Annotated in this window: 18 protein-coding genes; 6 read left to right on the forward strand and 12 right to left on the reverse strand. The window is 70.9% G+C overall.

Translation table 11 applies throughout. The annotated features are described in order from the left end of the window. Positions 1 to 83: 83 nt before the first annotated feature. Positions 84 to 764, reverse strand: a complete 681-nt coding sequence (locus tag C503_RS42735; RefSeq protein WP_084477309.1) for a dioxygenase family protein — start codon at positions 762 to 764, stop codon at positions 84 to 86. Positions 765 to 1,022: 258 nt separating this feature from the next. Between C503_RS42735 and C503_RS0125255 the strand changes: the two genes are divergently transcribed. Beyond that, entirely contained in the window at positions 1,023 to 3,728 is a 2,706-nt protein-coding gene (locus tag C503_RS0125255; RefSeq protein ID WP_169514611.1) for an ATP-binding protein, read from the forward strand. Here C503_RS0125255 and C503_RS0125260 read toward each other — a convergent pair whose 3' ends face one another. Further along, positions 3,729 to 5,117, reverse strand: coding sequence for a helix-turn-helix domain-containing protein (locus C503_RS0125260; protein WP_018685014.1), 1,389 nt, complete (start codon positions 5,115 to 5,117; stop codon positions 3,729 to 3,731). Positions 5,118 to 5,414: 297 nt separating this feature from the next. Between C503_RS0125260 and C503_RS0125265 the strand changes: the two genes are divergently transcribed. Then, a complete protein-coding gene (locus tag C503_RS0125265; protein ID WP_026316684.1) occupies positions 5,415 to 5,771 on the forward strand; it encodes a helix-turn-helix domain-containing protein in 357 nt (118 codons plus the stop codon). After that, positions 5,764 to 6,000 (forward strand): hypothetical protein, encoded by a 237-nt coding sequence (locus C503_RS0125270; RefSeq protein WP_018685016.1) that lies wholly within the window; start codon positions 5,764 to 5,766, stop codon positions 5,998 to 6,000. The genes C503_RS0125265 and C503_RS0125270 overlap by 8 nt, the downstream gene beginning before the upstream one ends. Before the next feature lie 62 nt (positions 6,001 to 6,062). Here C503_RS0125270 and C503_RS0125275 read toward each other — a convergent pair whose 3' ends face one another. Then, complete coding sequence (locus C503_RS0125275) at positions 6,063 to 7,196, reverse strand: S1 family peptidase (RefSeq protein ID WP_018685017.1); 1,134 nt, start codon at positions 7,194 to 7,196, stop codon at positions 6,063 to 6,065. A gap of 458 nt (positions 7,197 to 7,654) precedes the next feature. Here C503_RS0125275 and C503_RS44105 point away from each other — a divergent pair, with 458 nt between their 5' ends. Continuing rightward, positions 7,655 to 10,000, forward strand: coding sequence for a tetratricopeptide repeat protein (locus C503_RS44105; protein WP_211222457.1), 2,346 nt, complete (start codon positions 7,655 to 7,657; stop codon positions 9,998 to 10,000). A 169-nt stretch (positions 10,001 to 10,169) separates the two neighbouring features. On the opposite strand, the gene C503_RS44915 is transcribed toward C503_RS44105, so the two are convergent. Together C503_RS44915 and C503_RS0125290 are read right to left on the reverse strand one after the other, a co-directional pair. Continuing rightward, positions 10,170 to 13,715: a DNA topoisomerase (ATP-hydrolyzing) gene (locus C503_RS44915; RefSeq protein ID WP_018685019.1), complete on the reverse strand. Its 3,546-nt coding sequence runs from the start codon at positions 13,713 to 13,715 to the stop codon at positions 10,170 to 10,172. Between the two features lie 50 nt (positions 13,716 to 13,765). Further along, entirely contained in the window at positions 13,766 to 15,823 is a 2,058-nt protein-coding gene (locus tag C503_RS0125290) for a DNA gyrase/topoisomerase IV subunit B (RefSeq protein ID WP_018685020.1), read from the reverse strand. A gap of 477 nt (positions 15,824 to 16,300) precedes the next feature. On the opposite strand from C503_RS0125290, the gene C503_RS0125295 reads away from it, so the two are divergent. Beyond that, positions 16,301 to 17,077, forward strand: a complete 777-nt coding sequence (locus C503_RS0125295; RefSeq protein WP_018685021.1) for a lytic polysaccharide monooxygenase — start codon at positions 16,301 to 16,303, stop codon at positions 17,075 to 17,077. Positions 17,078 to 17,135: 58 nt separating this feature from the next. Beyond that, positions 17,136 to 17,795: a DUF305 domain-containing protein gene (locus C503_RS0125300; protein ID WP_018685022.1), complete on the forward strand. Its 660-nt coding sequence runs from the start codon at positions 17,136 to 17,138 to the stop codon at positions 17,793 to 17,795. A gap of 217 nt (positions 17,796 to 18,012) precedes the next feature. Here C503_RS0125300 and C503_RS0125305 read toward each other — a convergent pair whose 3' ends face one another. The 7 genes from C503_RS0125305 to C503_RS0125335 all read right to left on the reverse strand — a co-directional run bounded on the left by C503_RS0125305 (position 18,013) and on the right by C503_RS0125335 (position 23,580). Continuing rightward, positions 18,013 to 18,585 carry a 1,2-dihydroxy-3-keto-5-methylthiopentene dioxygenase gene (locus C503_RS0125305; RefSeq protein ID WP_018685023.1) on the reverse strand — a complete coding sequence of 191 codons (573 nt, stop codon included), beginning with the start codon at positions 18,583 to 18,585 and terminating at the stop codon, positions 18,013 to 18,015. Continuing rightward, positions 18,582 to 19,190 carry a methylthioribulose 1-phosphate dehydratase gene (mtnB, locus tag C503_RS0125310; RefSeq protein WP_018685024.1) on the reverse strand — a complete coding sequence of 203 codons (609 nt, stop codon included), beginning with the start codon at positions 19,188 to 19,190 and terminating at the stop codon, positions 18,582 to 18,584. Before mtnB ends, C503_RS0125305 begins: the two co-directional genes overlap by 4 nt. Further along, the gene (gene mtnC / locus C503_RS0125315) at positions 19,183 to 19,905 is read right to left on the reverse strand and encodes an acireductone synthase (protein WP_018685025.1); all 723 of its coding nucleotides are present in this window, start codon (positions 19,903 to 19,905) and stop codon (positions 19,183 to 19,185) included. The genes mtnB and mtnC overlap by 8 nt, the downstream gene beginning before the upstream one ends. Then, a complete protein-coding gene (locus C503_RS0125320; protein ID WP_018685026.1) occupies positions 19,902 to 20,924 on the reverse strand; it encodes a s-methyl-5-thioribose-1-phosphate isomerase in 1,023 nt (340 codons plus the stop codon). The genes mtnC and C503_RS0125320 overlap by 4 nt, the downstream gene beginning before the upstream one ends. Further along, positions 20,924 to 22,099, reverse strand: coding sequence for an acyl-CoA dehydrogenase family protein (locus tag C503_RS0125325; protein WP_018685027.1), 1,176 nt, complete (start codon positions 22,097 to 22,099; stop codon positions 20,924 to 20,926). The genes C503_RS0125320 and C503_RS0125325 overlap by 1 nt, the downstream gene beginning before the upstream one ends. A gap of 104 nt (positions 22,100 to 22,203) precedes the next feature. Further along, a complete protein-coding gene (locus C503_RS0125330) occupies positions 22,204 to 22,554 on the reverse strand; it encodes an antibiotic biosynthesis monooxygenase family protein (RefSeq protein WP_018685028.1) in 351 nt (116 codons plus the stop codon). 51 nt (positions 22,555 to 22,605) lie between these two features. Continuing rightward, entirely contained in the window at positions 22,606 to 23,580 is a 975-nt protein-coding gene (locus C503_RS0125335) for a LysR family transcriptional regulator (protein ID WP_018685029.1), read from the reverse strand. Positions 23,581 to 24,010: the final 430 nt, after the last annotated feature.

The following is a 24,010-nucleotide window of genomic DNA, read 5'->3' on the forward strand; positions in this document are numbered from 1 at the left end:
TGGATATTCCGGTCGCCGTCGAGGTCACATTCCCGGTATTACCGGTTGCCGTGACAATCCCGGACGGCGGCCGGGAGCGCGACTCAGGCCACGTTCAACACGAAGTCGAAGCTGGCTTCCTTGCCGTTGCCCACGGTGCGCACGTTCATCAGCAGGCGGCGGTCGTAGATGGTGTCGGTGTTGTTGCGCGGCTCACCCGGGAAGTACAGCTGGGTGGTCAGGATGCGGCCGCCGGGGTTCTGCACCTTGACGTGGATGTGCCGGGTGCGGCCGGGGTAGAGGCCGGGCACGATCGTGGTCAGGGTGAACTTGCCGCTGGCGTCCGTGTACTGGTGGCCGCGGTAGCGGTAGGTGGTGTTGTCGTAGTTGCCGCCGTTGTCGGCCTGCCAGAAGTCCAGCAGCACGCGGCCCAGCGGCTTGCAGGACCGGCTGAACACGAAGCCGCTGACGGTCAGCGCGGTGCCCGGACGGCCCGGCTCCACGATCGAGGTGCGCTCGGGCGAACCCGGCTTGAAGTACGGGCCCTCGGTCTGCGCGATGGTGGTCGCCTGGCCGGGCGTGCAGGCGAGCAGCTCGCCCGCGGTGTCCGGGGCGGTGTCCGGAACGCTCGCGGAGGCGAAACCGCCACCGGCGGTGACGGCGGCCAGGCCCGCGGCGGGCACCACGAGGGCACCGAGCTGCAGCAGGCGCTTGCGGGTGATGTTGCCATCGCCGCCGAGGCGCGCGACGTCCTCGTCGGGCACGGGTGGGAGTTCTGCAGTCACTGGGGAGTACCTCCTGGACGAGACCGCCGGGTCGGCGATCGTCACGGATTGGCACAACCGATGCTGTGGCAGTGACGGTTGCGTTGCAATCCGTGGTGATACGGGCTTAACTCAGGCGCTACGGTGGACAGAACCGCGGTGAACGCACGGCATCCGGCCGAGACGTCGTTCGCCCCAGGCAAAGGGTGTGGCATGGAAACCGGTCCTCTGGGAACCACAGTGGACAGATCACCGCCGGCACCGGACCGTGTGCCGCTGGTGGGTCGCGCGCGTGAGCTGGCCCGGCTGTCCTCCGTTGCCGCGCCCGCGCTTCTGCTGGTCGCGGGCGAGGCGGGGGTGGGCAAGAGCCGCATCGTCACGGAGCTGCGCGATCACCCCGCGCTGGTCGACCACCACTGGCTGGTGGGCGAGTGCCTGCCGTTGCGGGAACCGTTCCCACTTGGCCCGGTGCTGGACGCCTTCAAGGGCGTGGACGTGTTCACACCCCCGGTGGGAAGGCTGGACCGGGTGGACGTTTTTCCCAGAATTCGCGCGGCACTGGCGGAACTGGGACCGACGGTGCTGGTCGTCGAGGATCTGCACTGGTCCGACGAGGCGACCTACGAGCTGCTGCGCTTCCTCTGCCGGGGACTGCCGCCGCGGCTGCGGATACTGGTGACTTACCGGCCGGAGAGCGTGCGCATGGAACGCCCCGTCGTGGATCTCGCGGGCTACCTGCCGCGGTGGGCGCGCGCGGTGGAGACGACGGTGCGGCCGCTGCGGGTCGGCGAGGTCGGCGAGCTGGCCGCGGGGCTGCTCGGGTTGACCAGGGTCACCGACGAGTTCGCGGTTCGTCTACACGAGTTGACCGGCGGCGTGCCGTTCGTGGTGGAGGAGGTGTCCAGGGCGCTGCCCGCGGAACCCGCGCCGCGGCTGGCGGACGCGCCGCGCTCGGTGCTGGACCGATTGTCGGCGCCGGTGGCGCTGCGCGGGTCGATCGCCGAACGGCTGGCCACCCAGCCGCCCGCGGTGCGCGAGGTGGTGGCCGCCGCGGCGACGCTGGCCGCGCCCGCCGACGAGGAGTTGCTGGCCCGGGTGGCCGGACTGGCCGCGGAGACGGCGGCCGACGCGATAGATCGCGCGCTGCTGCACGGTTTGCTGCGCCAGGCCGCGCCCGGCCAGTTCGCCACCCGGCACGCGCTGGCGACCCGCGCGGTGATCGACCTGTTGCAGCCGGGGGAACTGCGCAAGGCGCACCGCAACGCCGCGTCCGCGTTGGCATCGGCGGATCCCGTGCCGCACGCGCGGTTGGCGCGGCACTGTCGGCACGCGGGTCTGGTCTCGGACTGGGTCCGGCACGCGGAGGCGGCGGCCACGCGCGCGGTCGCGCTGGGCGACGGTGACACGGCGGTGGACATGTTGGCCGAGGTGGTCGCGGAGCCCGGAATCGATATGGGTACGCGTGCACGGGTCGCGGCATTGCTCAGCCGTGCCGCGTTACCCGGTCTGCGCCACAGCGAGGCGGTGACGGCGCTGCGCGCGGTGCTCGCCGAGGACGAGCTGCCCGCGCGATGGCGCGGGGAGATCCGGTTCGGCCTGGGCATGCTGCTGATCGCGCAGGCGGGCGAGGCGGGGGCGGGCAGGCAGGCCCTGCGCGCCGCGGTGGACGAACTCGGCGACCGCCCCGACCTGGCCGCCCGCGCGATGGCGGCACTGGCGATCCCGTCCGACACCTCGGGCACCATCGCCGAACACCAGGCGTGGGCGACGCGTGCGCTGAGCATGCTGGGCAGCTTCGACGACCACGCGGTGCACACGGCGGTGCACGTCAACCACGCGTCGGTCCTGATGTACTCGGGCGACCCGGACGGCTGGCCGGTCTGGCGCGCGGCACTGGCCCGCGGCACGTCCCCGGAGGCCCGCCTGCATCTGTTGCGCGGGGCGAGCAACGGCGCGGACGCGGCGCTGTGGCTGGGGCACGACGCGCGGGCGCGGGAGCTGTTGTCGTTGATGCCGACACTGGTGGACGAGGACTCCGGGCTGTACACGGCGCGGTTGATCACGGGCACGCGGCTGCGGCTGGATCTGGCTGCCGGGCACTGGGACGGGTTGTCCGACCGGATCGCGTACGTACGGGCGAGCGCGGGGGCGCATCGGTTGCCGTTGCTGGATATCGAGGCGCGGTTGGTCAGCGCGGAACTGTCGTTGGCGACCGGCGCCCTGGCCGACGCGGAGGTGGATCTGCGCGGGGTGGCCGAGGTGGGGGCGGCGTTGCAGATTCCCTTGTTGGTCGGTGCCGCGGCCTCGCGTGCGCGGATCGCGTTGTCGGGCGGCCGTGACAACGAGGCGTTGGCGTTGTTGCGGCCCGCGTTGGACGCGGTGCGGCGGCATGGGAACTGGGTGTGGGCCGCGCCGATCGTGCCGCTGGTCTGCGCGGCAGCGGACATCGACACGACGCGCGCCCTGCACGCGGAGTTCTCGGCGGCGGTGTCCGACCGTGACGCGCCCGCCGCCGCTGCCGCGGCCCTGTGGGCGTCGGGCTACGCCACCGGCCGCCTGGACCGCTTCGAGGCCGCGGCCGCCGCCTACGACGACATCGGCCGCCCGTACTGGGCCGCCCAGGCCCGCGAGGCCCGCGCCGCCGCCCGGCTGGCGGCGGGCGACAAACAACCGATGCTGGACGTCGTCGCCGTGTACACCGCCCTGGGCGCCCGCTGGGACGCCGCCCGCTGCGCGGCCCGACTGCGCAAACACGGAATCACCCCCCGGCACCGCGGCGGCCGTCGCGGTTATGGGGACGCGTTGTCGCCGCGCGAGGAGTCGGTGGCGCGGATGGCGGCGCGGGGCAGCACGAACAAGGAGATCGCGGAGGCGTTGTTCATCTCGGTCCGCACGGTGGAGGACCATGTCGCCAACGCGATGCGCAAGTGCGCGGTGCGGACGCGGTCGGAACTGCCCTGGGACTACCCGCAGACTGATTCGTAGCTAGACGGTGGCAAGTGTCGCGACGAGGTCGCGTGCCCCGGCATGGCGGGGATAGAGACTCGCGCCCTGCGCTATCCACGCCTGGCGATCGGTCAGGCGGGACGAGCGCACCGTCGAGGCCAGGGCCAGTGCGTCGTGCGCGGTCCGGCACCCCGCGTCCGGATCGCCCGCGCGGAAGTTCGCGGCGGCCATCGCCAGCAGGTCGGACGCGCGCGACCGGGCCTCAGACTCGGGGCGGGCGTGGTAGGACAAGCTCGCGTGTTCCAGCGCCGATTCCGCATAGGTGCGATCACGGGCGGACAGAGCCGTGTAGCACATTCCCGTAATGCCGTGGATCTCCGCGTGCCCCATGAAGCCGAGCCAGCTCGGGGCGTCACCGCGAGCGCGTTCCAGTTCTTCCGACGCTCGCGCCAACAACGAGGAGACGTGCTGCGGTTTCCCCATCTCGCTGTAGGCCCACGCACTATTGATCTGCACGAGCGCCAAGGCGTAGGGACTGTCCGCGTCCTGCGCGGCGGCCTGTCCGAGCTGGAAACACTTGAGCGCCCCATCGGGGTCGTTGGCATGCAGAAAGACCCGGCCCAGCTCGTACAACGCCGTTGCCGCGAGATCGGGCTGGTCGGCGTCCTTCGCGATCGCGAGCCCGGTCGCCAACTGACGCCGCGCGGTGGCATGGTCGCCTGCGTCGAACGCGCTCCACCCCGCCACGCTGTAGAGATCGGCTCGGGCGATCTGGATGCGTCGGTGCACGATGTCGGTCGCGGGCGCATTGGCCAGGGTGCCCGCCCAGTCCAGATACCCCGTGGCTGCGGCCCGCACCGCTCCCCCACCCGACAGGTTGTCCTGCGCTCGCAAGAACGACACCGTGTCTTCCAGGGCGGCGGCATCGGAGTCGCCGACCCTGCCGACCGGCGAGACCGCCATGGCCGACGACCCGGACACCTGTGCCAGGCGTGCCAGGTCGGGCTCGGACAATCCCGCTATCGCCGCCTGGGCCACCAGTGCGATGAACGCGCGACGCTGCACGGCGGCACCTCCTTCCTCCACGACCCGGGCGCCGTACAACGCCAGGCCTATCGCTCCGTCTACCGTGTCGGGGTCGACCTCGGGCGCGTAGACCAGGCCCATCAGCCCGCGAGGCACCGCCAGGCCGTCCGCGATCCGCGCCAGCACCGCGTAGGACTGGACCTGGCGACCGCCCAGGATGCGGGAGACCTCCGGCTGGGACAGCCCGGTCAACGCCGCGATCCGCCGCTGAGTCACACCCACCCGCCTCAACAGGAAGAACACGGTGCGCATGTCGTGACAGGCCAGTGCTGCGCGCATCTCCCCGTCTTCCCAGGTCACCGGGTCGATCGGCGCCCGGGAGTCGTTCGTACCGGTGTTCACTGTCGCCTGCCTCCGGAGCGCCCGACGCGGTCTGTCTCACCGTAGCCGACCGGAAGCTCTATGTGACCTCGGTCGAGCGAGCCAATCGCCCCTTCGGCCGGGATATGCCTCAAGGGCATATGTCCCGCACATGGCCGACGACCGAACCGAGGGCAAGGCGTCGGAACACGTCCAACCGCATGTCGCCGCGCGCACGCGCAACACGCCCCGCCGGTCCCAGGCTTGCGGTCGCGGGCTTCGCCATCCCCGCCGGAGTCCGCGACACGCATTCGCCCGCACCGAAGAGAGTGAGCCGCAATGACAAAATCCACTATGGACTGGGCCGTGGTCGGTCTGACGATCCGCACGCGCGTCGCCGAACTGGGCTGGCCGCCGGGGGAACTGGCCCGTCGCTCGGGCATCTCGCCGGGGACCGTGCGCGAGATCCAGCTCCACAGCGTGGAACGTCGCCGCAGTTTCCGGACGTTGCGATCACTGTCCGCGGCGCTGGGCTACCACCCCGACCACCTCGACGCGGTCGCCCTGGGGCAACAGCCGCCCGAGATCCAGCAGCTGATCGACGACGCGGTGCTCCGCCGCCTCGACACGCTCAGTGGCCACCTGGCCGGACTCATCGACCGACTCACGGCATGGATGGCCGCCCACGATGGATGAGAGCACGCCGGGCCTGCGACGGCCGCGAAGCCTGCCGTTCCTGTCCAACACCCTCACCGACCTGGCCGCCGCCGTCGAGACGATCACCCACGCGCTGGACGACGAGGATCTCGACACCGTCGTCATCCACGTCGCGCTCGACGACATGCGCTGCAACGCCGACGACGTGTACGAGTGCGTCACGTGGCTGCAGGAGAACCCCCGCGGGAACGCCGCTCGTCCCGGCTGACCGGGCATGGCGAAGCCCCGGGCGGCAGGACTGCCTGCGCGCCCGGGGCCGGGTGCCGGTGATCAGCTGGTGACCAGCCTGAGGCTGTAGGTCTGCAGGATCGGGTTGACCGGCTGGAAGTACGTGGTGCCGCCGGAGCTGCAGTTGCCGGAGCCGCCGGAGGTCACGCCCTGGGCCTGGTTGCCGCTGAGCCACGAGCCGCCGGAGTCGCCCGGTTCGGCGCAGACGTTGGTGCGGGTCAGGCCGTTGACGGCACCCTCGGAGTAGCGCACGGTCTGGTTCTTGGCGCCGACCGTGCCGCAGTGCCAGCCGGTGGTGGAGCCGGAGCGGCAGATGGACGCGCCGACCGCGGACTCCTGGGAGCCCTGCACCGCGACCGTCTGGGAGCCGCTGTAGCGGTTGACGACGCCCTTCGGGGTCCAGTTGGTGTTGGTCTTGACCCACGAGTAGTCGCGGCCGGGGAAGGTCGAGGCCTGGAAGGTGCCCTGCGCGACCCGGTTGGAGCCGGAGGTCTGCGCGCCGCGGGTGCCGCAGTGACCGGCGGAGACGAAGCCGCCCTGCACCGAGAAGCCGACGGAGCAGCGGGAGCCGGAGCCGATGTAGTACGCGTCGCCGCCGCGGACGTCGTAGAGCGTGCGCGGGGCCTCGATGGACTCGACGACCGAGATGGTGGACGACAGGTCGGCGCCCAGGCCCGCGACGTACTGGCGGGCGGTGGTGGCGGTGCCGGGGGCGGCGGTCACCACGACGGCGTTGCGCTGGACGTCCACGTACCAACCCGTGATCGCGCGCGGAGCGGTGCTCTCACGCTTGTCCATGGCTGAGACGGTGGCGTCGAGGCGCTGGGCGCTGTAGCGCACCACGGTGGCGTTCGCGCCGTGCGAGCGCACGGAGTCGACGCTCGCTGCGTCGGTCACGCCGACGACCAGCTTGCCCGCGGCCGCGTCGTAGTAGGCGCCGCCGAACGTGTCGCGCAGGCTGCCGCGCAGGTCGGACTCCAGCGTGGCGGCGGTGCGCTCGCTCGCGATGCGGGCCATCGCGGCCTCGGGGGACAGGCCGAGGTCGCGCTGCATGGCGGAGAGCAGTTCGGGGGTCACGGTGTCGGGGGCGGTGTCCTGGCCGGCGAACGCGGGAGCGGTGACCACGACCGCAGCCGAGGCGGTCAGCACCACGGCGGCGACGAGAGTGCGTTTCACATGGACTCCATCGGTGCTCGATTGCAGGGACGGAGGCCGTCCGGTCGGGCCCGGCCTCCATTCCGCCGAATCCGCGCTGCCCTCACCTAGGCGAATGCGGCGGCCCTTCGGATACTGCTCGCCCGGCCGGCGCAGCCACAAGGGTGCGCTGTTACCGGATAAGGACTCGGTGTGAAAACCGCTGTTGACGAGGCCGCCCACCAGCCGAAATCCGACTGGCATTCGAGTGAACGTGCCCGCTACGCAGCGCCACCGCCGTCCGCGGGCTACGGTGAATGCAATCGGGTGCGCGCCTGCGTTGACGCGGTCGAATTCCGTCATGACCATCTTGGCCGGCCGTGGAATGACGCCCGGTCGCATTATCGACATGTTCGGGGTTCGCGAACGTGTGGTAATGAATCGTTTCCGAGGTGGCGCTTGGCCGTATCGTTCCCGGCCGTCGGACCGATGTCGAGTTCATGAGCGGGGCTGGTGACGCCAACGAGCTGACCGGCGTGGTGTCGGGGTCGGCGACGCTGATCAGCAGGGTCGGTCGGGACGTGCACATCACCACCGGGGCACGCGGCCCGGCGGGATCGCTGCCGTATCGGTCCGGGGCGGTGCCGGTGGTGGTGGACGGTTTCCAGCGGCGGTCTATGCCGGAACTGGACACGGCAACCGTCGGCGGGGTGGTGCTGTCCGGGCTCGGTGGGGTCGGCAAGACGCAGGCCGCGGCGGACTACGCGGACCGGGCGTGGCGCGATGGCGTGGAGCTGGTGGGCTGGGTGACGGCGTCGACCAGGGCCAACGTGGTCACGGCGTTGGCGGAGCTCGGCGGGATCGTGACCGGCGAGGCGGTCGACGACGCGGAGAAGGGCGCGCGGCGGTTCCTGGACTGGTGCGCGAGCACGCGCCACCGCTGGCTGGTGGTGTTCGACGACGTGGCCGACCCGGCCGAGCTGACCGGCCTGTGGCCGCATCCCGGCGCCTCGGGACGGCTGGTGGTCACCACCCGACGCAACGAACCCTGGACGCTGCGCACCTCGACCCGCCTGCTGACCCCGGTCGGCGCGTTCACCTCGGAGCAATCCACCGCATATCTCCGCGCCGTGCTCGGAGAACTCGACGTGGCAGAACTGGCCTCCCTGCTCGGACATCTCCCGCTGGCACTCGGCCAGGCGGCCGCCTACATCGCGATGGTGCCCGGCATGACCTGCGCGAACTACGTCCGGCAATGGCGTGCGCAGCGAGCTGCCCTGTCCCGGATGTTCCCCGCGGACCGGGCCGGGGCGGATGGGCGCACGGACACGGTGGCGACGACGTGGTCCATCTCGATCGAGGCCGCCGACCGGCTCGACCCGGTGGGGTCGGCACGGCCCATGCTCGCGTTGATGTCCGTGCTCGACCCCCATGGCATCCCGCTGCGGGTGCTCACCTCGGCGCCCGTGCGGCAGTACTTGTCCGCGGACGGCGGGGAGAGCACCGCGAGGGCATTGGGCTGCCTGCAACGGTTCAACCTGGTCACGATCGACCGCGATCGTCCGACCCCGGTGGTCCGAGTGCACGCGCTGGTACAGCAGGTCGCCCGCGAACAACTTTCAAGCACCGCGCTGGCCGAGACGGCGCGAACGGCGGCGGGCGCATTGCTGGTCTGCTGGCCCCCGGTGGAACGGGACACCGGTTTCGCCACAATGCTCCGAGCCAACGCGGCAGCATTGTCCGAGCACGCCGAGCAACACCTGTGGCAACTGCGCCGCCACGCGGTCCTGTTCCGAGCCGCGAACAGCCTGGGCACGGCAGGCCAGGTCTCCGCCGCGATCACCCACTACCGACGCCTGCACGCGACAGTCGACCGGGTATTCGGCCCCGACCACCCGGAAACCCTGAAGGCCCGGCACAACCTGGCGGGCTGGCTCGGCGAGTCGGGAGATGTCCTCGGAGCAGTCCAGTCCTACATCGACCTGCTCGCCGACCGCCTCCGCGTCCAATCCGCCGACCACCCCGACGTCCTCGGCACCCGCGCCAACCTGGCCCGCTGGCAAGGCGAATCCGGCGACGCCGCAGGCGCGGCCCAGGCCTACATACGCCTGCTCGACGAACAACTGCGGGTATTGAGCCCGGACCACCCGCACAACCTGGTCGCCCGCGCGAACCTCGCCCACATGCAGGGCCAATCCGGCGACGCGGAGGGCGCGGTCCGGGCCTACACCGAGCTACTGGCCGACCAACTCCGAGTACAGGGCCCGGATCACCCGGACACCCTGACCACCCGCGCCAACCTGGCCCACTGGCACGGCGAGTCCGGCGATGCCCGCAAAGCAGTCCGCGCCTACACCGAGGTCCTGACCGATCAACTCGATGTACTCAGCCCGGATCATCCCCACACCCTCCGCACCCGCGGCAACCTGGCCCGCTGGCTTGGCGAGTCCGGCGATATCGCGGGAGCGGTACGAGCGTATGCGGACGTACTCGCCGACCAACTCCGTGTACTGGCGCCCGATCACCCGGACACCCTCACGACCCGACACAACGCGGCACATTGGCGAGGCGAGTCAGGAGACGCACTCGGCGCGGCGCAAGCGTTCGAAGAGCTGCTCGCGGACCAGATCCGAGTGCAGGGCGCCGAGCACCCGGACACCTTGAAAACCCGGGGCAACCTCGCCCGCAGGCAAGGCGAGTCGGGGGACGTGCTCGGGGCGGCGCGGGCCTTCGAGGAGCTGCTGGTGGATCGGATTCGGGTGCAGGGAGCCATGCACCGCTCCACGGTGGAAACACGCGCGAACGCCGCACACTGGCGTGCGCGAGCGGGTCTGAGCAGTGCGTAATAGGGCTGGTGCTTGAGGTTCATCCCGGACCAGCGGGTCGGTGGATCTTCGACCGAGGGCGGGACGCGGTCTCCGGCTGTGGATTTCATCCGTGCCCGCCCACACATGAGGAGGCCGGTTTGGGGAAAGTGGGGTGGCGAAAGGGTTGCGCCACCCCACGTTCCGTGGGTCAGTCGCGTTCGATGACGTGGCCGATGACGTCGGGGCCGGGGTGGGCGGCGCCGGAGCCGTCGCGGCGGATGTCGGGGTCGGGGAGTTCCACGGCGGAGCCGGTGCGGGAGGCGCCCGCGGGGCGCGGGCCTACCCAGGCGAGGATCAGGGTCGTCTCGCCCTTGAGGAAGCGGTGGGCGCGGACGCCGCCGGTGGCTCGGCCCTTGGCGGGGTATTCCGAGAACGGGGTGACCTTGACGGTCTGGCCGGTCGAGGTGACGACCATGGGGTCGCCGTGGTCGGGGTCGTCGGTGCGGACGGCGCCGAAGAAGGTGGCGTGGGTGTCGGCGGGGAGGTTGATGCCTGCCATGCCGCCGCCCTTGAGGCCCTGGGGGCGGACCAGGGTGGCCGGGTAGCGCAGGAGGGAGGCCTCGGAGCTGACGAAGGCCAACGTCTCGGTGCCGTCGGTCAGCCAGGTCGCGCCGATCACCTCGTCGCCGTCCTTCAGGGTGATCACGTCGAACTCGTCCGCGCGCACCGGCCATTCGGGGGAACAGACCTTGACCACGCCCTGACGGGTGCCCAGGGCAATGCCGGGGGAACCGGTCGCCTGGTCGCCCAGGGGGGCAATGCCGATGACGTGTTCCTTCGGTTCCAACGGGACCAGTTCGCTGGCCGCCATGCCGCCGCTCAGTGACACCGTGCCGCTTTGCTCCGGGAGGACCGGGAGCGGCAGCACATCCGTCTTGAACGCGCGGCCGCGGTTGGTGACCAGGAGGATCTGGCCGCGGGCGGTGGAGTGGACGATCGCGGCGACGGTGTCGTGCCGGGCGCGGCCCTTGCGGCGGCGGCCCTCGGCGGACTCCTCCGACTCGGCGGCGGTGCGCGCGACCAGGCCGGTGGCGGACAGGATCACCTGGCAGGGGTCGTCGGCGACCTCCAGCGGGCCCGCGGGCTTCGAGGCGGCCAGGACCTCCTTGAGGTCGCCGTCGATCAGCGCGGTGCGGCGCTCGGCGGTGAGGTCCTTGGCGACCTTGCCCAGCTCGTTCGACACGAGGCGGCGCAGGACCTTCTCGTCGTCGAGGATCTTGGCCAGCTCGGCGATCTCGGCGCGGAGCCGGTCCTGCTCCTCCTCCAGTTCGAGCTTGTCGAACTTGGTCAGCCTGCGCAGCGGGGTGTCGAGGATGTAGGTGGCCTGGATCTCCGAGAGCTTGAACCGCTTCATCAGGCCGTCCTTGGCCTCGGCCGCGTTGTCGCTGCCTCGGATCAATCGGATGACCTTGTCGATGTCGATGAGCGCGAGCAGCAGGCCCTCGACCAGGTGCAGGCGTTCCTCGCGCTTGCGCTTGCGGTACCGGGTGCGGCGGGTGACGACGTCGTAGCGGTGCTGCAGGAACACCTCCAGCAGCGCCTTGAGGCCGAGGGTGCGCGGCTGGCCCTCGACGAGCACCAGGTTGTTGATGCCGAACGACTGCTCCATCGGCGTCAACCGGTACAGGTCGGCGAGCAATGCCTGCGGGTTGACCCCGACCTTGCACTCGATGACCAGTCGGGTGCCGTTCTCCCGGTCGGTCAGGTCTTTGACGTCGGCGATCCCGGTGAGCCGCTTGGACTTGGTGACCTCGTCGCCGATCTTCTCGATGATCTTCTCGGCGCCCACCTGGTACGGCAGCTCCACCACGGTGATCGCCTGCCTGCCCCGGCTGCCCTCCAGCGGGCCGATCTCCACCTTGGCCCGCATCCGCACCACGCCGCGGCCGGTCTCGTAGGCCTTGCGCACCTCGTCGAGGCCCAGCAGCATGCCGCCGGTCGGCAGGTCGGGGCCGGGGACGAACTCCATGAGCTTGTCCAGCGTGGCGTCCGGGTGGCTGATCAGGTAGCGGGCGGCGGCCACGACCTCGCCGAGGTTGTGCGGGATCATGTTCGTCGCCATGCCAACGGCGATGCCCGATGTCCCATTGACCAACAGGTTCGGGAATGCGGCGGGAAGGACCGTGGGTTCGAGGAGTGAACCGTCGTAGTTGGGCCGGAAATCGACCGTGTCCTCGCCGAGTTCGCCGACGAGAAGCATCGCTTCCTGCGACATCCGCGCCTCGGTATAACGCGACGCGGCAGGTCCATCGTCCGGCGAACCGAAGTTTCCGTGCCCGTCGACCAAGGGGGCGTTGAGCGAGAAGTCCTGGGCGAGCCGAACCATGGAGTCGTAGATGGCCACATCGCCGTGCGGGTGGTACTTGCCCATGCAGTTGTGCACGACCTGGCCATCGACGACGAAGGCATGGTCTTCCGAACCGACCTGGATGTCATAGGTGACATCGGGGTCGACAGGTTCGACCGACGCCACGGTCAGGAACGACCGACCGCTCAACATCTCCAGGTCGTTGCCCTGCTTGCCGTTGTACTCGTATTCGATCTCAAGCAGCCTGCGCAGGGCATCCTGCTTATATCCGATCCGAACCCAGGGCAACAGTGCCTGCGCCAACCGGGCCGCGTCCCCGCCGCTGATGGAAAGGCCGAGCAACGGGTACTGCCCCTCCTTGCCCGCCCGAGTCCAATGGTGGACATGGATGCCGCAGTCGGCGAGCAGTCCGCTCACCTGGCGTGACAGCACCGGGCTGGTGGTCACGTAAACGATCTCGCGGTTCTTCCGCCGGACGTAGCCGTCGCCGTCGAGGAGACCGGCGAGGAACGGGATCCAGGAAGCGCGGTCGGCGAGCACCGAACCGGGGATCTGCTTGTTCGCGCTGAGCGGGGTCCCCACCGACAGCAGGCCCTCGTGCCTGGCGAAGGTGAGGATGTGCTGGTCCCGGTGCTTCGGGTTGACCGCCTCCCGCTTGCCCCGGTACACCGCGAGACCCTCGGCGATGGCCCAGCCGTGCGCGATGTCCAGCGGTTCGACGTCACACATGTGGATGCGGACGCGCCCGTCGACCGCACGAGACCTGTCGACAGCGAAGCCCTCGGCGACGATGAGGCCGAGGACATACGGGTACGTGTCCGTCCCCGCGGCGGGCAGCGCCCGACCTGCCCCGAAACCGAGCGTGCGGTGCCCGACGAGGTCACGGGCGGCGACCCACTCGGTCGCCAGATCGTCGGCGACCGTGCGGAAGCGCTGCCCGGGAGTGACGACCATGGAGTGGCCGTTGGTCCAGGTCACCCGGATCAGTGCGGACACCGGGTTCGCGTAGACCTCCGTCACCGGCACCGGGTACCCGTCACCGTCGAGCACGTGGTCGCCGAGCTCGATCTCCTCGATCCGGCGCAGCCCCTCCGGAGTCGAGACCAGTGCGCCGCGAACAAAGCAGTCGCCGACGACTCGGGATGATTTCACATAAGCGTGAGTGGGGCGGTATCCCTGTTCGTTCATCGAATAGAGAATGCGCCGGTGAACCGGCTTCAGGCCGTCCCTGGCGTCCGGCAGGGCGCGGGAGTGGATGACCGAGTAGGCGTACTCCAGGTACGAGTCCTCGATCTCGGTCTTGATCGAGTTTTCGAAGACCTGCGCGCCCGGCTGGTCGAACGCGGACGGGTCGACCTTGGCCGAGGGGGCTTTACGGCGGGCCATTGCTCAGCGCTCTCTCTCGCGTTCGTCAGAGCTCGGGAAGGTCGGGCGGCTCATACGTCGATGGCGGACTGGTCGACGCGGGCGGCGGAGTCGACCAGCCAGTTGCGGCGGGGTTCCACCTTCTCCCCCATCAGCAGCTCCAGGGCCGCCTCGGCGGCCTCGACGTCGTCGAGGGTGATGCGGCGGACGGAGCGGGTGGCCGGGTTCATGGTGGTGTCCCACAGCTCGTCGGCGTCCATCTCACCGAGGCCCTTGAAGCGGGGCACCGGGGTGACCACCTGCCTGCCCGCCTTCTCCAGGCGGGCCAGGGTGGTCTCCATCTCGCGCTGGGTGAAGGTGAAGATGGTCTCGGGGTTGCGGCCCCGGGTGGTGATCTTGTGCAGCGGCGGCATGGCGGCGTAGAGCCTGCCATCGGTGATCACCGGGCGCATGTACTTGGCGAACAGGGTGATCAGCAGGGTGCGGATGTGCGAGCCGTCGACGTCCGCGTCGGCCATCAGGATGACGCGGCCGTAGCGCATCACCGACAGGTCGAAGGTGCGGCCGGAGCCCGCGCCGAGTACCTGGACGATCGAGGCGATCTCGGCGTTGCGCAGGGTGTCGGCCAGGCTGGCCTTCTGCACGTTGAGGATCTTGCCGCGCAGCGGCAGCAGCGCCTGGTACTCCGAGACCCGCGCCATCCTGGCCGAGCCGAGCGCGCTGTCGCCCTCGACCAGGAACAGCTCGCTGCGGATCAGGCCGGTGCTGCGGCAGTCCACCAGTTTGGCGGGCATGGCCGCGCCCTCCAGCGCGGTCTTGCGGCGGGCGGCGTCCTTCTGCTGCTTCTGCGCGATCCGCACCCGGCCCGCGTCCACGATCTTCTGCAGCACCACCTTGGCCTCGGCCTTGGTGCGCCGGTCCTCGGTCCACTCGCGCAGGTGCCGGTCGACCACGCCCTGGATGACCTTGGTGATGCCCGCGGTGGACAGCTCGTCCTTGGTCTGCGAGGTGAACTGCGGCTCCGGGATGCGCACGTGCACCACGGCGGTCATGCCCTCCAGGACGTCGTCCAGGGTGGGCAGGTCCTCCTTGGGCTTGAGCAGACCTCTCGTCTTCGCGATGGCGTCCTGCAGGGACTTCAGCGCCGCCCGCTCGAAGCCGCGGCGGTGGGTGCCGCCGTGCATGTTGCGGATGGTGTTGGTGAAGCACTCGACGACGCGCTCGTAGCCGGTGCCCCAGCGGAACGCGACCTCGACCTCGGCCCGGCGCTCCACCTTGGACCGCATCACGCCGTTCTCGTCGGCGGCGTTCTCCAGGTAGGTGCCCTCGCCGTTGACCAGGACGGTGCCGGAGACGGCCTTCTCGTCGGACGGGGACAGGAACTCGACCATGTCGACCAGGCCGTGCGGGTAGTGGAAGGTCTCCTCGGCCTGCTCGCCGGTCTCCGCGTCGGTCGTGCGCAGTACGTAGGTGACGCCGGGGACGAGGAAGGCGGTGTTGCGCAGCTTGGTCCGGACGGCCTGGACGTCGAGGGCGGCGCCGTTCTCGAAGTAGCGCGCGTCGTACCAGTAGCGGGTCGAGGTGCCGGTGGACTCGCCGCGTTTCATCCTGCCGACCACGTCCAGGCCGGACTGGCGGGTGAACTTGGCCTGCGGACCGTCTCCGTCGAACACGCCGGGCACGCCGTGCGCGAACGACATCCGGTGGACCTTGCCCTCGCGCTTGACCTGGATGTCGAAGCGGTGCGAGAGGGCGTTGACCGCGGAGGCGCCAACGCCGTGCAGGCCGCCGGAGGTCTTGTAGCCGGAGCCGCCGAACTTGCCGCCCGCGTGCAGGCGGGTCAGCACCAGCTCCACACCGGACAGACCGGACTTGGCGTGCACGCCGGTCGGGATGCCGCGGCCGTCGTCGTCGACCTGGACGCTGCCGTCCCGGTGCAGGATGACCACGACCCTGGTCGCGTGCCCGGCCACGCCCTCGTCGGTGGAGTTGTCCACGATCTCGGAGAACAGGTGGTTGATGCCGCGGCTGTCGGTGGACCCGATGTACATGCCGGGCCGCTTGCGCACGGCCTCCAGACCCTCCAGGTGCGTCAGGTCGTCGGCCCCGTAGAGGGTCTCGGCAGTCACTGGGTCGCTCTCCCCGGATCGTTCTCGCGCCCGCGCGGTCGTCCCGCTCGAACAGGTGTCCCAAGGTACCGGAGGGTATCCGCGGTGTCGGACACCCCGGCCGCACCGCGCCGGGAAGGGCGGGAGTGGTTCACCACACCGGTCGTACGCCCGAACGGCCGACGATGTCCGCCCGCACGGGCGATGGCGGTCGGTCCAGTGGTGATGACATGCGCCGTACGGTCGCTTGACCGGGGCTTGAACCGTCACGGACGATATGTGAATTTACCGTCGCCGGGACGTTCGGCCTCGTCTTGACGGGTGATCGCGAGCGTCTTATGGTCTAGACCACAGCAACACCAGTTCGACCCTCCGGCGTCCGGGTCCGGCCGACGCCCGACGGGAGGCAGGCGTCCCCTTGCTCCCCGTTTCCCCCCTGCGCCGGTCGCTGTCGCGACCGGCGGAAACGCCGTCCACTGTAGTGGAGGAGCACTGAACATGAAACACACGCGCAAGATCGCCGCGGCCGCGGCCGGGGTCGGCATCGCCCCCCTGTTGATGGTCGCCCTGCCCGCGGCCTCCGCGTCCGCGCACGGGTACATCAGCTCGCCGCCCAGCCGCCAGGCCAACTGCGCGGCGGGCAAGGTGAGCAACTGCGGCTCGATCATCTACGAGCCGCAGAGCGTCGAGGGCCCCAAGGGTCTGAAGAGCTGCAACGGCGGCCTGAGCCAGTTCTCCCAGCTCAACGACGACTCCAAGGCGTGGCCCGCGGCCTCCGTCGGCAACTCCGTGGACTTCACCTGGACCCTGACCGCCCGCCACGCCACCTCGACGTGGGAGTACTTCATCGGCAGCACCCGGGTGGCGGTGTTCAACGACGGCGGCAAGCAGCCGGGCGCGACCAAGACCCACACGGTGAACCTGAGCGGGTACTCCGGCCGCGTCAAGCTCCTCGCGGTGTGGAACATCGCGGACACCGCGAACGCGTTCTACAGCTGCGTCGACCTGCAGATCGGTGGCGGCGGTGGCGGCACGACCCCGCCCACCACGCCGCCCACCACGCCGCCGACCACGCCGCCGACGACCCCGCCGACGACGCCGCCCACCACGCCCCCGACCACGCCGCCGCAGTCCGGCACGTGGGCCGCGGGCACCAACTACGCCACCGGCGCGACCGTGACCTACAACGGCGCGTCCTACCGCTGCCTGCAGGGGCACACCGCCATCGCGGGCTGGGAGCCGGACACCACCCCGGCCCTCTGGGCGCGCAACTAGTGGCAACCCGGCCTGGGTCTCGGCGGGCCCAGGCCGGGTCCCTCCCGAGGAGGCACGCATGAGACGTCCGTTCCTGGCCGTCGGCTGCGCCCTGCTGTTGGCGGGGTGCGGCAGCGCGAACGCCGACGGACCCGACGCGGGCCACGCCGGTCATGGCGCCGCCACCGCCCCCACGTCCGCGTCGGCCCCGGCCCAGGCTCCGGCGCCCGAGGCGGGCTCGGCCACGGCGGGGGCGGCGCCTGCCGTCGGCGGCGACTGGAACCTCGCCGACGTGATGTTCCTGCAGATGGCGATCGCGAACCACGACCAGGGGATCCAGCTGGCTTCCCTGGCCGACAAGCACAACATCCGTCCTGAGCTGCGCAACCTGGCGGACGCTATCCGGGTGACACAGCAGCAGGAACTGGGCCAGATGAAGAAGTGGCTCACCGACTGGGGCAAGCCGATCGAGGCCAGCACCGACCCGAACGCCCACGCGGCGCACGGTGGGATGCCGATCACCGATCCGCAGACCATCTCCGATCTGGACAAGCTGCCGGACGCGGAGTTCGAGAAACAGTTCATTCCGATTTTGACCGGACATCAGCACAATGCTGTCGAATTCGCCCTCGATGAGGGCAAAGAAGGTGTCAGCGGTCCGGTCAAGGCATTTGCGGATAAGGTCGTGAAGTCCCGCACGGCGCAGATTCAGCAGTTGCTTCGGTTTGAGCAGCAGTGAGAGGTTAGTGGATAGTAACCCTGACGGTTCAGGCCGGTTTCCCGCTCCACCGGGGAACCGGCCTTTTCCGTGTGTGGGCGTAAGGATGACGGCCACCGGTGAGATGGGGAGGGCAGGCCACCGCCGGGATGGGGGTCACAGTGGCGGTGGCCTGCGGCGGGTGCCGTCGGCCTTCGGCACCCTTGCCTCTTGATACGGGTGGGGGTTACGCCAGGGGTCAGGAACCGTGGACCAGCTGGTCGTAGCTGGGGAAGAGGTGGGCGATCGAGTCGTCCAGGAAGGTGGCCACCCAGCCGTCGTCGTCGTGGAAGAAGCGGATGGAGACGTAGGCGGGGTGGGTGCCCATGTCGAACCAGTGGGTGGTCTCGGCGGGGACGCTCAGCAGGTCGCCTGCCTCGCAGCGGACGGCGTGGACCTTGCCGTCGATGTGCAGGTAGAAGATTCCGGAGCCGCGGGCGAAGAAGCGGTCCTCGTCGTCGTCGTGGGTGTGTTCGGCGAGGAACCTGGCTCGGGCCTCTGCGGCCTGGGCACGCCATTCGGGAGTGTCGGCCGGGACCATGGAGACGGCGTCGACGAACACGTATCCCTCGCGGGCGATGACCTCGTCCACGTGCTCCCGGTAGGCCGCCAGTACCTGTTCGGAGGTCGGTTCCGCAGGCAGGTCCACCACGGGCCAGCGGGAGAAACGGACGCCAAGGGCGGCCAGTGTCCGGGTGATCTCGGTGGCGTCGCGGGTGGTCGTCAAGGGGGTCGACGGGTCGGTGTCGGCCCAGATCGTGAGGTGGGTCATGGGGTGCCTCCTGGGATCGTGGTCTTGAAGCGCAGTAGCCACTCCAGGCATTCGGCGCGGTGGCGGGCCGTCAGCAGGTCGTCCCCCCACACGTACACGCCGTGGCGGGCGACCACCAGGGCGGGGGTGGCCGGATCGTAACCGACCTCGAAAGCGTCTCCGAGGACTTTCATGTCCTGGGAGTTGGGGACGACCGGGATCAGCACGCGGTCGTCGTGCGCGGCGCGGCCGAAGCCCTTGAGCATCTCCAGGTCGCTGAGCTCGATGCCGTCCGGCCAGCGTTCGGCGGCGATGACCGGGGCGAGCATGTGCAGGTGGACGACCGCGCCCGCACCGGCCACGGCGGCGATGCGGGCGTGCAGGCCTGCCTCGGCGGACGGGCGGAGACGTTGGCCGGGTAGCGCTTCTCCGGCAGCGTCCACTTCGACCACGTCGTGGGCGGTCAGTTCGCCCTTGTCGAGGCCGCTGGCGGTGACGGCGAGCCGCAGGGGGTCGCGGCCCAGGGTCACCGACAGGTTGCCGGAGGTGCCGCGCATCCAGCCAAGACCGGCGTACCTGGCCGATTCCGCGGCCAGGGCCCGACCGGCGGTGACGAGGTCAGGCATCGGGCGTGATCCGGAACTCGTCGAAGGACTTGGCCACCCGGTGGCCGCCGAAGTCGGCGGCGGCGTAGGGCTCGCCGTCGCGGGCCAGGCCGATCGTCTGCCAGCCCGCCTCGGCGGCGGCGTCCAGTTCGGCGGGGACGTCCGACAGGAACACGATGCGGTTCGGGATGGGGCCGCCGATGCCCTCGGCGATGGCCGCGTAGGAGGCCGCCTCGCGCTTGGGGCCCGCGTTGACCGTGTCGAAGTGGTGGCGGAACAGGCGGGTCAGGTCGCCCTCGGTGGTGGTGGAGAACGACGCGATCTGGCCCGCGACCGAGCCGGACGAGAACACCGCCAGGCGCAGGCCCGCGGACTCCCAGGCGCGCAGGGTGGGCACGACGTCCGGGAAGTACGACGAGACCAGGTCGCCGCGGGCGTAGCCGTCCTGCCAGATCAGGCCCTGCAGGTCCTTGAGCGGGGCCGCCTTGCGGTCGGCGGACATCCACCCGTGCAGCACGGCCACGACCTCGGCGGTGCCCGCGGTCTCCGGCAGGCCCGCCTCGGCCTTGGTCCCGGCCACGGCGGAGCGCACGGTCGGGTCGTCCGGGTGCGCGTCGATCCAGGGGCCGAGTCGGGGGCGCGCGTAGTCGTAGAGCACGACGTGCACGCCCGCGGTGGGCATCAGGGTGCCCTCGATGTCCAGGACGACCCACTGGGCGGTGAGCGTGTCGGTCACGGTTCCTCTTCTTTCCGGTGGTACTCCGCGACGGCGTCCGGGGTGAACGGGCCGCGGTCGGTGACGATCGTGGTGACGTAGCGCGGCGGGGTCACGTCGAAGGCCGGGTAGTGGCCGCGGACCTTCGCGCTGGCCGTGCGGGTGCCCAGGGTGTGCAGCACCTCGTCGCCGGGGCGGTGTTCGATGGGCACGTCGGCGGCCGTCGGCGCGGCCGGGTCGGGTGCCCGCACCTGGGCCAGGAACGGCACCCCGAAGGCGTGCGCGGCGACCGCGAGCCCGAGGGTGCCGACCTTGTTCACCACGTGCCCGTCCATGGTGACCCGGTCCGCGGCGGTCAGCAGGACGTCGACCAGCCCGGCCGAGAGCACGGACGCGCCCATGCCGTCGGTGATCAGCGTGGTGTCGACGCCCAGCTCGGCCAGGGTCTCCGCGGTGAGGCGGGCTCCTTGCAGGTAGGGGCGGGTCTCGGTGCAGAGGAAGGAGAGCCGCTTGCCCAGGCGGTCGGCCGCGGCGACGGTCTCCATCAGGTAGGTGTCGGCCCAGCAGTGGGTGAGGACGCGGGCGTCGTCGGGCAGCAGGGCGACGGTGTGCTCGCCCAGGGCGCGGCTGGCGGCCCGGTAGCGCGCGTCGCCGTCGAGGGCGCCGCGCAGGGCCGCGGCCGCCAGCTCCTCCCCCGCGACCGGTCCCGCCGCGTCGACCTCGGCCAGGACGATCGCGACGGCCTGGCGCAGGGCGTTGTTGGTGGACCGGCTGGCGACCAGGCGGTCACCGGCGCGGCCGAGCGCGGCGCGGGCCTCGGCGGGCGGCAGCGCGCGGGCGTCGCGGGCGGCCAGGACCAGGCCGTAGAGCGCGGCGAAGTAGGGGCCGGAGGACTGGGTGACCATGTCCTCGATGGCGACCGCGACCGCCTCGACGTCCGCGCAGCGCACCCAGACCCGCTCGAACGGGAAGCGGCGGCGGTCCAGGATGACGACGGCGTCGTCGTCGAGCCGCACGCTGCGGGCGAGCGTGGGCTCCATCAGCTGTACCCGCCGGGCGTGGGGTACTCGCCGGTGAGCAGGTGCCTGCCGACCTCGGCCGCCTTGTAGACCGCCGGGTCGTGCAGGGTGAGCGTGCGGGCGTTGCGCCAGAAGCGATCCATGCCGTGCTTGGCGGCGGTGGCGCGGGCGCCGGTGAACTCGAAGACCCGGCTGGCGATCTCGGTGGCCAGTTCGGAGGTGACGGTCTTGGCGGCGGAGATCCGCAGCGAGGTCTCGCCGCGTTCGGTCGCGGTGAGACCGTCCCCGCGCGCGGCGGCCGCGGTGAACGAGTCGGCGGCGGCGTCGACGAGCAGGTCGGCGGCGTCCAGTCGGGAGATCAGCGAGCCGTAGCCCGCGAGGATGTGCGGGTCGTCCACGGCGTGTTCGACGCCGGAGGCGGGCCAGGCGCGGGAGGTCTCGCGGGTGTAGCGGGCGGCCTCGGTGATCGCGCCGCGGCCGATGGCGGCGAGCACGCGGCTGAGGACGAGCTGGAAGCCCAGCGCGGCCAGGGAGTCACGCTGCGCGCGCGGGTCGTCCGGTTCGGGTGTCCAGCCGAGCACGGCGTCCGGTGCCAACGCGACGTTCGCGAACTCGACGCCGCCGCTGGCCGAGCGGCGCTGGCCCAGGTTGTCCCAGTCGCCGAGGTAGCGGATGCCGGGGGCGCGGGCGTCCAGGGTGAAGGTGAGCTTGCGGCCGGTCGTCGCGTGCTGCCCGCTGACCACCAGCCGGTCGGCGACGCTGGCGCCGGTGGCGAAGAACTTGCGGCCTGCCACCGCGAACCCACCGTCCACATCGGACACGGTGAGCGCGTCGTCGCGCGGGTTCGCCACGCCTGCCCAGAACCATCCGTGTTCGACGGTGGCACGGTCCAAAGCGGCCGCGGTCGCCGGGACGTCGAACAGGGAGGTGCGCCACACGTGCAGGTAGTGGTAGCCGAGCAGGTGCCCCACCGAGGCGTCGGCGGCGGCGACCACGGCGAGCACGGCGTGCGCCGTGGCCCAATCCTCGCCGTGGCCACCATGGTCGGCCGGGATCATCAGCGGCAGGAGCCCACTGTCGCGCACCAACGCCACCTCGGCAACAGGTTCGGCGGTTTCACGCTCGCGTGCCACGGCGTCCGCGACCAGCCGCGCGGCCACCTCGCGGGCCACCGCGACCCAGTGCTCCCGGCCCATCGCACTCCCCGCTCTCGTCGACTCCCAGGGAGTATGCCGGGCGGCGGGAGCGGGACCGGCAGGTGGGATCGGGCGCGGCCCGCGGTCGGGCGGTGACCGAAAACTCACCCGCGCGGGTGGGACCGCTCGACCCGCCGGAAACCGTAGGCGCGCTCGACCTTCGCGACGCGGACCTCGTAGGCGTCGTACCACTGGGCGCGGCCGCGGTCCTGGGCGACGACGTGCTCGGCCTGACGACGCCAGGTCTCGATGGACTCCTCGTCGCGGAAGTAGGCGACGGTGATGCCCGTGCCGGTGTCGTCGCGGGCGGAGTCGTGGGCGAGGTAGCCCGGGGAGGAGCGGACCAGTTCGGTCATGCGGTCGGAGGTCTCGGCGTAGCCGTCGTGGTCCTGGGCAAGGAGGGAGGTGAAGACGACGGCGTAGTACGGGGGTTCGGGGGTGGTGGACAGGTGCATGTGGCCAGTGAAACACGCTTGTGCGACAACGCTTTGGTCGCTCGCGGGAAATCAGCCGGTGGGGGCCAGGTCCCGGCCGCGTTCGCCCCACCACTCGTCATAGGCCTGGCTGCAGCCCTGGCGGAGGTGGTACCAGCGCATGACCTGGGCGTAGATCTCCTCGATGTGGGCGGCCACAACGGTTCCCGGCCGATAGAACAACCGCAGTTCCTGGTGCATGGGGTGGCCCTCGATGGGGCGGATGACGATCGCGCCCGGGCGGCCTCGGCTGGTGGCCAGGGCAGGGCCGACGGCGAGGCCTGCGGAGATCAGTTCCAGGAGGGTGGCCAGGCACTGGGTGCTGTGCGGCTGGTCGAGGACCACGCCGTGCTCGTGGCAGACCTGGTTGACGTAGCCGGACCAGCGGGTCGTGCCAGGGGGTTCGTCGACCCAGGGGTGTTCGGCGACGTCCGAGAGTCTGATGCGGCGCATGGCGGCCAGCGGGTGGTCGCCCGCGACGGCCAGGAACACCGGTTCGGCCGCATGCACCATCAGGCTCAGCACGCCCGGGGGTGTGGTGATGCCCGACAGCGGCGGGCGGTAGACCACGGCCAGGTCGAGTGCGCCGATGGCGACCTTGTCGACGCTGATGCGCTCGTCGATGTCCTCCTGCAGGCTCACCCCGGAGCACCACGGCTGGTCGCTCAGCCACCTGCCCATCGACACGTGCAGGAAGCCGCAGTAGCCGCCCAGGCGCAGCGGGTCGGAGGGGAGGCCGCGGCGGGACCACTCCCCCACCCGCTCGGCGATCGCCGACATGCCGCTGAGGACGACGCGGGCCTCGTTGAGCACCTCGGCGCCCAGCGGGGTGGGCAGGCAGCCGTACTCGGCGCGGAAGAAGAGGCGGCCGCCGACGGTGCGCTCGATGCGTTGCAGCAGACCGGACAGCGCGGGCTGGGACATGCCGAGGCGCTTGGCGGCCTGGGTGAGGCTGCCGGTCTCGTCGATGGCGGCCAGCGCGCGCAGGTGGCGTACTTCCAGTTCCACGGGACCCTCCGCATCCCGCCGGACCGGGGACGCGGTCCGCGGCGGTCCAGCGACCGTACCCCCGGCGTGGGCGCGCGGGAAAGGGGTCCGCGCGCGCCGCGCGGACCCCTCCCCTTATCCCTGCCGGGGATCCGAGCCCCGTCTCTCCCTGTTGCCAGGACACTCGGGTGTGCGTGCCCGGCCGGTGCCCCCACCGGGACCGGACGGGCGTGCGTGAGCGCCTGTGGCCCGTTGAAACGGTGCGCGTCCGTTCCACTCGCGGCCGGGGTCGACGGTAGAACGGCGGCGGACGGGGTGGGCAGATCACAGATCGCCATAACGGTTCCCACCCGCTTCTCGGTGTGATCGGCTGGGAAGGCAACCGGAAAAGCCCGGCGAATCCACGCGAAGTCGACATCGTCGTTCACCGGTGATTCACCTGTTCGGACCA

Origin of the sequence: Actinokineospora enzanensis DSM 44649 (assembly GCF_000374445.1) — a bacterium.
Classification (GTDB): domain Bacteria; phylum Actinomycetota; class Actinomycetes; order Mycobacteriales; family Pseudonocardiaceae; genus Actinokineospora; species Actinokineospora enzanensis.

Excerpts from the sequence above, each read along its gene's own strand:
- C503_RS0125265 (WP_026316684.1), top strand. The coding sequence starts at position 5,415 with ATGACAAAATCCACTATGGACTGGGCCGTGGTCGGTCTGACGATCCGC.
- C503_RS0125270 (WP_018685016.1), top strand. The coding sequence starts at position 5,764 with ATGGATGAGAGCACGCCGGGCCTGCGACGGCCGCGAAGCCTGCCGTTC.
- C503_RS44105 (WP_211222457.1), top strand. The coding sequence starts at position 7,655 with ATGAGCGGGGCTGGTGACGCCAACGAGCTGACCGGCGTGGTGTCGGGG.
- C503_RS44915 (WP_018685019.1), bottom strand. The coding sequence starts at position 13,715 with ATGGCCCGCCGTAAAGCCCCCTCGGCCAAGGTCGACCCGTCCGCGTTC.
- C503_RS0125295 (WP_018685021.1), top strand. The coding sequence starts at position 16,301 with ATGAAACACACGCGCAAGATCGCCGCGGCCGCGGCCGGGGTCGGCATC.
- C503_RS0125300 (WP_018685022.1), top strand. The coding sequence starts at position 17,136 with ATGAGACGTCCGTTCCTGGCCGTCGGCTGCGCCCTGCTGTTGGCGGGG.
- C503_RS0125305 (WP_018685023.1), bottom strand. The coding sequence starts at position 18,585 with ATGACCCACCTCACGATCTGGGCCGACACCGACCCGTCGACCCCCTTG.
- mtnB (WP_018685024.1), bottom strand. The coding sequence starts at position 19,190 with ATGCCTGACCTCGTCACCGCCGGTCGGGCCCTGGCCGCGGAATCGGCC.
- C503_RS0125320 (WP_018685026.1), bottom strand. The coding sequence starts at position 20,924 with ATGGAGCCCACGCTCGCCCGCAGCGTGCGGCTCGACGACGACGCCGTC.
- C503_RS0125325 (WP_018685027.1), bottom strand. The coding sequence starts at position 22,099 with ATGGGCCGGGAGCACTGGGTCGCGGTGGCCCGCGAGGTGGCCGCGCGG.
- C503_RS0125330 (WP_018685028.1), bottom strand. The coding sequence starts at position 22,554 with ATGCACCTGTCCACCACCCCCGAACCCCCGTACTACGCCGTCGTCTTC.